Origin of the sequence: Sodalis sp. (in: enterobacteria), from assembly GCF_047607725.1 — a bacterium.
Classification (GTDB): domain Bacteria; phylum Pseudomonadota; class Gammaproteobacteria; order Enterobacterales; family Enterobacteriaceae; genus JBLKSS01.
Genome location: NZ_JBLKSS010000009.1, coordinates 1 through 12,294 on the forward strand (window position 1 = coordinate 1; position 12,294 = coordinate 12,294).

The 12,294-nt window shown below is 54.4% G+C and carries 12 protein-coding genes; 6 read left to right on the top strand and 6 right to left on the bottom strand.

All coding sequences use genetic code 11. The features are described 5' to 3' along the window. Positions 1-139: 139 nt before the first annotated feature. From truD to rpoS, 5 genes are all read left to right on the top strand, one after another. Entirely contained in the window at positions 140-319 is a 180-nt protein-coding gene (gene truD, locus ACMX3H_RS00800) for a tRNA pseudouridine(13) synthase TruD (protein WP_415209431.1), read from the top strand. A 264-nt stretch (positions 320-583) separates the two neighbouring features. After that, entirely contained in the window at positions 584-1,345 is a 762-nt protein-coding gene (gene surE / locus ACMX3H_RS00805; protein ID WP_415209432.1) for a 5'/3'-nucleotidase SurE, read from the top strand. Beyond that, positions 1,339-1,965, top strand: a complete 627-nt coding sequence (locus ACMX3H_RS00810; RefSeq protein WP_415209433.1) for a protein-L-isoaspartate(D-aspartate) O-methyltransferase — start codon at positions 1,339-1,341, stop codon at positions 1,963-1,965. Before surE ends, ACMX3H_RS00810 begins: the two co-directional genes overlap by 7 nt. A gap of 206 nt (positions 1,966-2,171) precedes the next feature. Beyond that, entirely contained in the window at positions 2,172-3,269 is a 1,098-nt protein-coding gene (gene nlpD, locus ACMX3H_RS00815; protein ID WP_415209468.1) for a murein hydrolase activator NlpD, read from the top strand. A 51-nt stretch (positions 3,270-3,320) separates the two neighbouring features. Further along, positions 3,321-4,310: an RNA polymerase sigma factor RpoS gene (gene rpoS / locus ACMX3H_RS00820; RefSeq protein ID WP_415209434.1), complete on the top strand. Its 990-nt coding sequence runs from the start codon at positions 3,321-3,323 to the stop codon at positions 4,308-4,310. 160 nt (positions 4,311-4,470) lie between these two features. Here the strand turns inward: rpoS and mutS are convergent, their stop codons facing one another. The 3 genes from mutS to ACMX3H_RS00835 form a co-directional block, all read right to left on the bottom strand. Next, the gene (mutS, locus tag ACMX3H_RS00825; protein WP_415209469.1) at positions 4,471-7,002 is read right to left on the bottom strand and encodes a DNA mismatch repair protein MutS; all 2,532 of its coding nucleotides are present in this window, start codon (positions 7,000-7,002) and stop codon (positions 4,471-4,473) included. A 564-nt stretch (positions 7,003-7,566) separates the two neighbouring features. After that, the gene (locus ACMX3H_RS00830) at positions 7,567-8,322 is read right to left on the bottom strand and encodes an Arm DNA-binding domain-containing protein (protein WP_415209435.1); all 756 of its coding nucleotides are present in this window, start codon (positions 8,320-8,322) and stop codon (positions 7,567-7,569) included. 286 nt (positions 8,323-8,608) lie between these two features. Further along, a complete protein-coding gene (locus ACMX3H_RS00835) occupies positions 8,609-9,037 on the bottom strand; it encodes a helix-turn-helix transcriptional regulator (RefSeq protein WP_415209436.1) in 429 nt (142 codons plus the stop codon). 50 nt (positions 9,038-9,087) lie between these two features. Here ACMX3H_RS00835 and tnpA point away from each other — a divergent pair, with 50 nt between their 5' ends. Beyond that, positions 9,088-9,513 carry an IS66-like element accessory protein TnpA gene (gene tnpA / locus ACMX3H_RS00840; RefSeq protein WP_415209437.1) on the top strand — a complete coding sequence of 142 codons (426 nt, stop codon included), beginning with the start codon at positions 9,088-9,090 and terminating at the stop codon, positions 9,511-9,513. 5 nt (positions 9,514-9,518) lie between these two features. Here tnpA and ACMX3H_RS00845 read toward each other — a convergent pair whose 3' ends face one another. The 3 genes from ACMX3H_RS00845 to fis all read right to left on the bottom strand — a co-directional run bounded on the left by ACMX3H_RS00845 (position 9,519) and on the right by fis (position 12,286). Further along, complete coding sequence (locus ACMX3H_RS00845; RefSeq protein ID WP_415209470.1) at positions 9,519-9,794, bottom strand: transposase; 276 nt, start codon at positions 9,792-9,794, stop codon at positions 9,519-9,521. A 677-nt stretch (positions 9,795-10,471) separates the two neighbouring features. After that, positions 10,472-10,804 (bottom strand): hypothetical protein, encoded by a 333-nt coding sequence (locus ACMX3H_RS00850; protein WP_415209438.1) that lies wholly within the window; start codon positions 10,802-10,804, stop codon positions 10,472-10,474. A gap of 1,185 nt (positions 10,805-11,989) precedes the next feature. Further along, positions 11,990-12,286, bottom strand: a complete 297-nt coding sequence (gene fis, locus ACMX3H_RS00855) for a DNA-binding transcriptional regulator Fis (protein WP_415209439.1) — start codon at positions 12,284-12,286, stop codon at positions 11,990-11,992. Positions 12,287-12,294 lie beyond the last annotated feature (8 nt).

Genomic DNA, 12,294 nt, shown 5'->3' on the forward strand with positions numbered 1-12,294 from the left:
ACTCAAACCGGGATGGAAATAAAAGTTATTAAAATCAATACAATGTGAAAATGCAATGAGCATAAGCGTGTAACGTAGGTTTACTGTCTCATACAACAAACCCACCAATAATTCAAGACGTCCTCCACGGGGCGCTTACTTGCTGGCACGTGAACGGCTGACGCTCGCGCGGCGCGCGCTGCTGCTTCAGCCAGAAGCGCTAAGCTGGCGCTGGCAAGATCCCGCGACGCTGACGCTTTCTTTCAGCCTGCCTGCCGGCAGTTATGCCACAGCGGTAGTGCGTGAATTGCTGGACGCTCCCGCCGATATCGCCCACTAGTCCGCCGCCGGCCCGCTGACGTCAGCACGAAACCTTTCAGCTAGGGCATTCCCGGCGCGAGATGCACGTCCCGCAACGGCTAAATTTGCTGCAACCACTGAATTGCCGGCTTCACCACGGTGACGTTTCATGCCATTATTGCTTTATATTCCCGCCCCGATTTTTCGCCGGTGTCGCTGACCGGCGGCGGGCCAGGCCAGTTTTTTGCCTTTCACCGTAGGGCGGCGTGGTGCGGGTGATTTTCTTATAAAGTCAAAAAACACTATGCGCATACTTTTAAGCAATGATGATGGCATTCATGCGCCGGGCATTCAGCAGCTGGCGGTCGCGTTGCGCCAGCTTGCTACCGTGCAGATCGTGGCGCCGGACCGTGACCGCAGCGGCGCGTCCAATTCGCTAACGCTGGACGTGCCGCTGCGCACGCAAACCCAGCCCAACGGCGATATCGCCATCCTCTCCGGTACTCCCACCGACTGCGTCTATCTCGGCGTCAATGCCTTAATGCGTCCCGGCCCGGATATCGTCGTGTCGGGCATTAACGCCGGGCCGAATCTGGGTGATGACGTGATTTATTCCGGCACTGTCGCCGCCGCGATGGAGGGGCGTCATCTGGGCTATCCGGCGCTGGCGGTGTCGCTCGACGGCAGCCGTCATTTCGCCACCGCCGCCGCCGTCACCTGTCGCCTGCTGCGTGCGCTGACCCGCACGCCGCTGCGCACCGGCAAGATTCTCAACGTCAATGTCCCCGACCTGCCGCTATCGTCAATCAAGGGCTGCAAAGTGACCCGCTGCGGCAGCCGTCATCCCGCCAGCGAAGTCATCCGCCAAACGGATCCGCGCGGCCGCGAAATGCTGTGGATCGGACCGCCGGCCGGCTCGTTTGATGAAGGGCCGGGCACCGATTTCGAGGCCGTCAGTCAGGGCTATGTCTCACTGACACCGCTACAGGTGGATCTCACCGCCAACGCCGCGCTGCCCGTGCTGAGCGACTGGCTCGGCGATACCGAGGGACTCGCTCCATGGTAGACGGACGCACGCAGACGTTGCTGGCGCAGCTGCGTCAGCAGGGCATCCGCGATGAACGCCTGCTGCAGGCTATGGAGGCGGTGCCGCGCGAACGTTTTATCGACGAGGCTTTCGAGCATAAAGCCTACGATAACACCGCGCTGCCCATCGGACTCGGTCAAACCATTTCCCAACCTTATATCGTGGCGCGTATGACCGAACTGCTGGCGCTGCGGCCGGAATCGCGGGTGCTGGAAATCGGCACCGGCTCCGGCTATCAGACCGCCATTCTGGCCCATTTGGTGAAGCACGTCTGTTCGGTGGAGCGGATCAAAAAATTGCAGTGGCAGGCCAAGCGCAGGCTGAAACTGCTTGATCTGCATAATATCTCTACCCGTCACGGCGACGGTTGGCAGGGTTGGCCGTCGCGCGGGCCGTTTGACGCCATCATCGTGACGGCGGCGGCGCCGGAAATTCCCCAGGCGCTGATGGCGCAACTGGATGAGGGCGGCGTGATGGTGCTGCCGGTCGGCGAAGAGCAGCAGTATTTGACGCGGGTGCGGCGCAAGGGCGGGGAATTCGTGGTCGACACCGTGGAGGCGGTCCGATTCGTTCCGCTGGTGAAAGGCGAACTAGCCTGACGCCCAACGCTTAAATTTCTATACAAGTGTTTAATGGCGTGCACGACCGGTTGTTGCTAGCATTAACGGCAGTATAATTATTATCTCAGAAATAGCTGAAAATACTCCTGTTACTGAGACAATAAGCATTAAAAGGATGTATAACACATAATGTCTGGCCAATTTGGAATGATGACTGGCGTTGCTGCCATAGGGGAGAATTGAGCATGGGAAGCCCGAAGTGCGCGTGGCGCCGCGTTGCTGTCTGTGCCATGGCGAGTATGTGGCTGGCGGGATGCGCTAACAATGAAACCAGCGCACCGATAAGCAGCGTGGGCGGCGGTAACGACGCCGGCGGCTACAGCGGCAATGCCGCCACCGTCGAGAGTGCGCCGCAGCTGGGCCAGCCGCGCGGCGCGGCCGCGGTCAGCGGGGGTGCGCAGAGCCAGGTCAATGTCTCCCCACAAGGAAATATTGTTTACAATAGAAGCTATGACAGCATTCAGAAAGGTTCCTATTCCGGCGCGACGTATCAGGTAAAACGTGGCGATACGCTGTTCTATATCGCCTGGATTACTGGAAACGACTACCGGGATTTGGCGCAAAGGAACAATATCCCGGAACCTTACAGCCTCAACGTAGGTCAGACTTTGCAGGTGGGTAACGGAACGACGCCGATTACCGGCAATGCGTCGGCGGGAACCGTCCTGGCGTCCAACGCCAATCAGGCCAATACCGGTGTTGTGGTAGCACCCGTTCCTACCTCGAATATACAATTGACAGAATCAAGTGTTGCTTCTAATAAAAGCAATAGCTATCCTGAAAGTTCAAGTAAACAGAGTGTAGGGAAAATGTTGCCATCGTCCAATGGCAAAATGTTACCTACCGCCGGCACCGTTGTTACCATAACCGCGCCGGTTGCAGCACCCAGCACGGCACCAGCCGCCACGGCAATCACCGGTTGGCGTTGGCCGACGGATGGGAAGATCATTGACAACTTTTCCGCCGCGGAAGGTGGTAACAAAGGGGTTGATATCTCCGGTTCCCGAGGACAACCGATTTTGGTGACCGCCAACGGCAGAGTGGTTTATGCCGGCAATGCCTTGCGAGGATACGGTAATCTCATCATTATCAAACACAATGATGATTACTTGAGCGCCTACGCCCACAACGATACGATGCTGGTCCGAGAACAACAAGAAGTCAGGGCGGGGCAAAAAATCGCTACCATGGGTAGCACTGGAACCAGCACAACCAGATTGCATTTTGAAATTCGTTACAAGGGGAAATCCGTAAACCCGCTGCGTTATCTTCCGCAGCGATAAATTGGCGGAACGTCTCGACGTTCTGTCCTGGGATCACGGGTAGGAGCCACTATGAGCCAAAATACGCTGAAAGTTAACGAGTTACATGAAAAGGCCGAATTCGATGAAAATGGGGCTGAATCATTTGACGAGAAGGCGCTAGTCGATGAGCTTGCTGATAATGATTTAGCTGAAGAAGAGCTGCTGTCTCAGGAGGCAAGCCAGCGTGTTCTGGACGCCACGCAGCTCTATCTGGGCGAGATTGGATACTCTCCGCTTCTTACCGCTGAGGAAGAGGTCTACTTTGCACGGCGCGCACTTCGGGGTGATATTGCCTCACGTCGCCGGATGATCGAAAGCAACCTGCGGCTGGTGGTGAAAATTGCCCGTCGTTACAGTAACCGCGGACTGGCGTTACTGGATTTAATCGAGGAAGGCAACCTCGGTCTGATTCGTGCGGTAGAGAAGTTTGATCCGGAACGAGGGTTCCGTTTCTCGACCTACGCCACCTGGTGGATTCGCCAGACGATTGAACGGGCCATCATGAATCAAACCCGGACTATCCGTCTGCCGATCCATATCGTGAAAGAGCTGAACGTCTATTTACGCACCGCGCGTGAACTGTCGCACAAACTCGATCACGAGCCGAGCGCGGAAGAAATCGCCGAGCAGCTGGATAAACCCGTGGAAGACGTTAGCCGTATTCTGCGTCTGAACGAGCGTATCACCTCGGTGGATACCCCGCTGGGGGGCGACTCCGAGAAGGCGCTGCTGGATATTCTGTCCGATGAAAAAGACAGCGGTCCGGAAGACACCACGCAGGACGATGACATGAAGCAGAGCATCGTCAAGTGGCTGTTCGAGCTGAATGCCAAGCAGCGTGAAGTGCTGGCCAGACGTTTCGGCCTGCTGGGTTATGAAGCCGCGACGCTTGAAGATGTGGGCCGTGAAATTGGTCTGACCCGCGAACGCGTGCGTCAGATTCAGGTGGAAGCTTTGCGTCGCCTGCGGGAGATCCTGCAGGGTCAAGGCTTGAGTATCGAAGCGCTGTTCCGCGAATAATCGCAGCGCCATTCCGTGAAATCATTGCAGCGCCGTTTCGTGACGCATTGCGAGGCGCCGTAGTTGGAATGGTTGTGTTGGAATAGTTCTGTCGCTGGCGCCGAAGGGCGCCAACCTATCAAGTCCGTCGGGGTGAATGAGTTTTGTTGCAGCGGCTCCGCTAGCAGATCATTTTCTTCAGCCGGTAGAGCCATTCCAGCGCCTGGCGCGGCGAAAGCGCGTCGGGATCCAGGTTTTCCAGCGCCTCGACCGCCGGCGAAATAGGCGGCTCTTCCGGCTGCAGCAGCGAGAGCTGCGAACCGTCCACGCTGCCTGTCGCCGCGCCGGTGGACAACGTTTCCAATTCCCTGAGCTTCTGGCGTGCGCGCTTGATAACCTCCCGCGGCACCCCCGCCAGCGCCGCCACCGACAGGCCGTAACTCTTGCTGGCGGCTCCCTCCTGTACGCTGTGCATAAAGGCGATGGTGTCGCCATGCTCCACCGCATCCAGATGCACGTTGACCACGCCTTCCATTTTCTCCGGCAGGGTGGTCAGCTCGAAATAGTGCGTGGCGAACAATGTCATGGCCTTGATGCGGCCAGCCAGATTCTCCGCGCAGGCCCAGGCCAGCGACAGCCCATCGTAGGTCGAGGTACCGCGGCCGATTTCATCCATCAGCACCAGACTCTGACGCGTGGCGTTATGCAGAATGTTGGCGGTCTCGGTCATCTCCACCATGAAGGTGGAGCGGCCGGAAGCCAGATCGTCCGCGGCGCCGACGCGGGTAAAGATGCGATCCACCGGCCCTATGACGGCCTGCTCGGCCGGGACAAAACTGCCGATATACGCCAACAGCACGATCAGGGCGGTTTGGCGCATATACGTGCTCTTACCGCCCATATTGGGACCGGTAATGATCAGCATACGCCGCACGTCGGACAACATCAGCGGATTAGCGATAAAGGGCTCGCTCAGCACCTGCTCAACGACGGGATGGCGGCCGCCGGTGATGTGGATGCCCGGCCGTGAATCAATCGTCGGACACACATAGTTCAGCGTTTCAGCGCGCTCGGCCAGATTGCACAGGACATCCAGCTCCGCCAGCGCCGCTGCGCTTTGCTGTAGCGCCGCCAAATGGGGCAACAGCAGATCGAAGAGCTCATCGTACAGCGCTTTTTCCAACGCCAGCGCCTTGCTATTCGAGGTCAGGACCTTGTCTTCGTATTCCTTCAGCTCAGGAATGATGTAGCGCTCGGCGTTTTTCAGCGTTTGACGCCGCACGTAATGAATGGGCGCCAGATGGCTTTGGCCGCGGCTCAGCTGAATAAAATAGCCGTGCACGGCGTTGAAGCCAACCTTAAGCGTCTCCAGCCCAGTTTTTTCCCGCTCGCGCAGCTCAAGACGGTCGAGATAATCGGTCGCGCCCGCCGCCAGGCAGCGCCATTCGTCCAGTTCTGCATGGTATCCCGGAGCGATGACGCCGCCGTCGCGCACCAGCACTGGCGGCGACTCGATAATGGCCCGCGCCAGCAAATCGCGCAGCGTCTCAAATTCTCCGACCCGATCCAGTAACAGTGGCAAATAGGAATTTGACTTGCCCTCGAGCAGCGTTTGAATGGTCGGCAGCTGTGCAAAGGCATGGCGCATGCGCGCCAGATCGCGCGGACGCGCCGAACGCAACGCCAGACGCGCCAGCACCCGCTCCAAATCCCCGACCTGACGCAGCAGCGGCTGTAGATCCGCCACTCGATCTTGCAGCGCGCGAATACTTTCCTGGCGGTGGGTGAGGGTGGTTATCTCGCGGGTAGGCATGTGCAGCCAGCGTTTCAGCATCCGGCTGCCCATCGGCGTGACCGTGCGGTCGAGGACATCCGCCAGCGTATTTTCGCCGCCGCCGCTGAGGTTTTGCGTCAACTCCAGATTACGCCGCGTCGCGGCATCCATCACGATACCGTCCTGCTGACGCTCCAGGGTAACGGCGCGAATGTGCGGCAGCGAGGTGCGCTGGGTATCCTTGGCGTATTGCAGCAGACAGCCGGCGGCACGCAGGGCCAGCTGCGCCCGCTCAATGCCAAAGCCGGTTAAATCGCGGGTACTGAACTGCATAGTGAGCTGCTGGCGGGCGGTATCCAGCTCGAACTCCCACAGCGGCCGGCGACGCTGGCCGCGGCGGTGCTCGATGAGCGCCATATCCTCCAGCGTTTCGGGATAGAGCAGCTCCGCCGGATTGGTGCGCTGTAGTTCCGCGGCCATGGCCTCGCGGTCCGCCGGCTCCGAGACCAGGAAGCGGCCCGAGGTGATATCAAGCGTAGCGTAACCAAAGCCCTGCGGCGCCTGCCAGAGGGCGGCCAGCAGGTTATCCTGGCGTTCGTTGAGCAGCGCTTCGTCGCTCAGGGTGCCGGGGGTGACGATGCGGACCACGCGACGCTCCACCGGCCCTTTGGTGGTGGCGGGATCGCCTATCTGTTCACAGATAGCCACCGACTCCCCCAGCGCCACCAGCTTGGCCAGATAATTTTCTACCGCATGATAGGGAACGCCGGCCATGGGTATCGGTTCGCCGGCGGAGGCGCCCCGTTTGGTGAGAGAGATGTCCATCAGCTGCGACGCGCGTTTGGCGTCGTCATAAAATAACTCGTAAAAGTCCCCCATCCGATAGAACAGCAGGATATCCGGGTGCTGCGCCTTCAGTTTCAGGTACTGCTGCATCATCGGGGTGTGGGCTTCAATGCCATTATCCTCTTTATTTTTCAATTGATTACGCTTCCTTTTTTTATTTTTTGGGGCGTTATTGGGGCTTTTTCAGCATGTCACATTGCTTCGAGCGCTTCCCAAATTCGTAAATTTTCTGCACAACTTTCGTTTTCCATCCAGCGACCATATACACGGATTAGCATTGAGTAGTCAGCGTGGCCCATCTGTTTAGCGATAAATACGATGTTACCGTCTGCCGTCAAATTCCAACACGCGAACGTATGCCGGAGCTGGTAAACGGTTCTGTAGCGGATCCCTGAGCGTCGTACTATGTTTTTCCACAACACCCTTATGCTAGTTGTTCGATATAAAATATTAAACTGATTATTTCTACACGTTGTGGCTGGTAAAAAGACGGGGTGAATGTCAATAGCCTCTGGTTTTTTGTGCAATCCCTCCATTTTTACTTGTAATGCAGGAAGCATCTCAGTAAATTTTCTCTGCCCTGAAAGGGCGGATAGCACAGGGGGAAAAAGTTGAATTGTTCTGATCTCATCAGTTTTTGGTTTTTTTATCTTACCATCAGAATATGCTCTTGAAACTGTAAGTGTTTTTTTTTACCAAGTCGATATCTTCCCACGCTAGTGCACTGATCTCACCAGGACGCATACCAGTATAAACCATTAGTGTTATTATATTTGCATTAGATTCATGTGTGCATGCTGCTTGTGCTCTTCTGAATTCGTCTAGCGTGAATGGATCAGGGTCAGAGGTTGATTTTTTGGCTGGCCGTAGCTCATTCGCTAAATGATTTTTGGTGTAACCATCCTGTTCAGCAAAACGTAAAAATCCTCGCATCGCTGCCATGTAATGGTTTGTTGTGCTGGCTGCACGAGTGTTAAGTAGTTCAGAGCGTAATCGCATTATATCCTCTGGACAGATAGCATCTATCAAGCGTGAAGGACCAAATATGCTCAAGCACTGGTTAAATGCTATATCGTAGCGGCGCTGTGCCGCGTGACCTATGTCAGTATACTTCAATGCTTTATACTCATCACATAGTGTATTTAGACGAATACCAGCCCGTTTGCAACTTCCATCAAATTGTAAGGCTCGTTCAGATTCAGGGAAGTGTGCATGATATAAAAACACTCCGCTTTTTATTTCGTGGTTTATAGCAGCTAATTTTCCAGTAGCATACTTGATATTAGATTTCGTTGGGGGGAGTCTAAGAGACTCCCTGCATCGTTGGCCTTTATAATGGAACGTAATCCGTAGAGATTTTCCGTGGATGGCTACGCCTCGTGGCATTATTGAATCGGCTTGCTTTCCGCCCATCGGTCAAATTCCTCAAGATTAATTACCTTCCTGTTGTCTGGCGCTCGTCGCCAAAGCCTCCCTTCAGGCCATACCCCTTTATTGATTTTTTCGTATATCGCTGATCGGCTGTATCCTGTAAGTTCGGCAGCTCTTTCAATACGCACCCATTTATTAATCATTGGTCATACCTCAATACGACCGTTCAACATACTAATATGCTGTTCGGATTGATTTTAATTTTTGAAAATCAGTTTTAAATAAAAGCTAGTGCATTATGCTAGATTACTATCGGTTCGGCGCAGTGTTACTGCGCCCCGTAGTTATTCAGAACGTGGCTCGATGGCGACAACAGGGATGGCGGGATATAGCGGTCCGTCCCGTTTTCGCGGCAGTGCATGGCCAACTCTCTGGCGCTGTGCGTGCCGCTCTTGTTGAAAATTACCCGCAAGCGGTTTTCAACCGTGCGGTTAGAAATCTTCAGCCGACGGGCGACATCCTTTGCGGTCAGACCATGCAGGGTGAAAAAGATGATTTCCCATTCTTTCTCGGTAAACCGCCTATACCGGTCAAACATCGCAGGACGCGGAGCCTCCCCGTCCACGCATTTCAGCGTCGAGCCGAACGCAAACGGGCGCACATGGCAGACAGTGCCGATGCACCCGAATTCCACGTCCTCCGACTGGTCATTAACGCAGTCGAATTGCGGGTAGAAATCGAACAGGTAGGGCTGCACGTAAGCGTACGCCCAGCGCCGTCTGTTAATTCCCCATCAAGTTATTAAAGATGATGTCCATTATTTTTTTAATGGGCGCAATTCATGAAACAAACCCCACCAAAACCCTCAAGCGTCGTCCAAATTTCCCGCTGGACTTTAAAATTAAGCTGGTTGAACAGGCGCTCCAGCCCGGCGTATCCATTGCCAAGCTGGCACGGGATAACGGTATCAATGACAATTTGCTGTTCAACTGGCGCCAGCTCTACCGTCAGGGCAAGTACGGTGTCCAACCTAAAAACCCCACTACACAGCAGGCTGAGCTACTGGTGGTTACACTCACCACCGAACCATCACCCTTACGTTCTCCTTTACCCTCAGCCGAACCCGTTACTTGCGACATTGAGTTCACCGGTGCCCGGTTACGGCTGGCCGGCAATCTGACACCGGCGCTGTTATGCGCACTTATCCATGAACTCAAAGGCCCGCAATCATGATGGGCTTACCGGCGGGCACCSGTGAACTCAATGTCGCAAGTAACGGGTTCGGCAGAGGGTAAAGGAGAACGTAAGGGTGATGGTTCGGCGGTGAGTGTAACCGCCAGTAGCTCAGCCTGCTGTGTAGTGGGGATTTTAGGTTGAACACCGAATTTGCCCTGACGGTAGAGCTGGCGCCAGTTGAACAGCAAATTGTCATTGATACCGTTATCCCGTGCCAGCTTGGCAATGGGTACGCCGGGCTGGAGCGCCTGCTCAACCAGCTTAATTTTAAAGTCCAGCGGGAAATTGGGACGACGTCTTGAGGGTTTTGGTGGGGTTTATTTCATGAATTGCGCCCATTAAAAAAATAATGGACATCATCTTTAATAACTTGATGGGGAATTAACAGACGGCGCTGGGCGTACGCTTACGTTAATTTTAGGTGCGTGAATACGACGCGTTTGTTGAGAGAAAAAACGGAATGTTATCGCACCTTAAATAAGGCAAGCGTTTTTTTACATGCGGTCTGCGGTTTAGGTTCACCGTTGTAAAGATTCCCGGGCCAGAAGTGAGGTACCTACGGCGGCCAGTCCGCTGTGCCGGAACCGAGGTAAATCCTATCAGGAGCTGGTGCGTGGGTCCCTCCGGCCGCTGTAGCGTCTTTTTGGCTTGCCGCCAGCCGTGCAAACAAGAAGATTGCGCTAAAGATGAGAAATGAAAGCAAGGCTACCCGATTCAGCGATATCGACATCCTTGGTGCGGTGCAATGAATACGGCTTACGGTGCGCCGAAGGCGAACGCTGGCCTGTCAGTGCCGGGTTATTTTGAATAGAGGACGGGGGCCAAACGCGTGATAGGGATGAGAAGGCGTAGCTGGCGCTGGGGAGGGGAAATGAGGATACAGCGCGGGGTCAGCGTGAAGCGATGGGGAAAGAGCAAGCTAATCATGAGGTGTAAATTAGCTGCTCCTAAAAAATTATTCGGTGTTTAGCGTGATATTGCCAGATTGGCACCCCACCACCATCATACCTGTCGCGACAAAAAATGGCAGACTCGCACCCGATGGAAACGCTATTGACAGACTTACGCCTGTGGCAAGCAAATTTAATACGAGAGGAAATTTATTCGCCATCTTGCACAAATTATGGCATATCGGGGCAGCCATTTTTATACCGCTATTGGCAACCGAGCAAATTCGCGAAGCAAAAGCGGAAATATCATCGTAGACCGTGGCTTTTGTTGCTAAAGGGACGATGTTATTTCGGGCAATAGCGGGGCCGTCTGGAAAATAAGCAGGGAGTGAATTCATAAAAAATTATCCATAATTTAGTGAGATTTTTTCCTTAATAATCTCTGTTTCCCAGGGTTGGTAAGGCGGTGTGAACGCTACACCAGTGATAAATTAGAGTATTATCGTTAACAATTATCTTCACTCTGGCGCTGTTATGCAAGTGTTGGCATGCATAACGGCGGGTCACGTCACACTCTCGCTCTTTGTCAGACGATAAATCATGCCTAAAAAAATAGATAAATTAGCAATATTACGCGAGATTAAATTTTAACGACGGGAAATGTGTTCTATTCCCTGAGGGGCACCATTGAGAAGAGGATCCTCTCCGGCTATATCCAGATTATTCTATTTTCTCAGAACGACCGTGCGGTGCGTGGTAAATATTTCGTCAATGCGCGGTAATAGCGTAGAGGATCCGTGACGATTACGGTGCAAAACCATTAGAACCTGTGCATGCAAAAAGGCGAAAAAAGAATAAATATCGACTCACCGATAACATAGTGGCACCCCAACACCGACATGGGATAGACCCTGTGGCTAAGACAAAGCCATGTCAGAAGTCGATGAGTCGTTAACCGATGCCCGGGCAGGGATTCTGCCCCCCGCGCTGTAGTACTTCCGCCCCGGCGTTCTTTATGAAGCACCGATATGAGCTAAATGGCGCACAGGAGTGGACGGTGCGTAAGAGGCCAGCGCGCGAACCGCTTCAGCCGAACAGATGAAGTCAGCAGAGCCGGCGCTTAATGGAAAGAGTGGCAGTAGGGCGCGCAGGGCGCTGCTAAGAGGAGAGGTGAAATGTTGCTACGTCCCGGTGAGCGTGGAGCGCCCTAAGATGTGATTTTCCCGGTAGCTCGCACTGAAGTACCGTTATGGGATGATTAAACAGCGCAGGGACACAATCAGGCCGACCCACAGGGCGCTGCGAGAGAGGATGACCTACGCCATGACTTGACGCCCGATAACCCCAACCCCGGCAGGTCCGAGCCCGCAGCGGCACGGTCAGGGTGGGCCCTGCCTCTGCAAGGGACGGCGGGCGCGAATGGAGTTCAGGGATGTGGATATCTGTGCGGCAGATTTTTCGTGGGCGATGAAGATACGCCGGGCGGCAAGACTGGCAGAATGCGGAGGGGCAGTAGGCACAAAGTAAAAAAGGTGTTATGCCGCGAAGAAAAACACCTTTTAAAACAGTGCGATATGAACTTATCAGTTCATGCCGTATTTTTTCAATTTCTTACGCAGGGTGCCGCGGTTGATGCCCATCATCTGTGCCGCGCGGGTCTGATTGCCGCGGGTGTATTGCATCACCATGTCCAACAAAGGCTGTTCTACTTCAGCCAATACCAGCTCATAGAGGTCGTTGACGTCCTGACCGTTCAATTGAGCAAAATAGTTCTTCAGTGCTTGCTTTACCGAGTCACTCAGGGGTTTTTGCGTTACCTGATCCTGAGAGTTAACGGTGGAAACGGTCAGTACGTCAGAATTTACGCGTTGTTCGAACATAGTTCTGT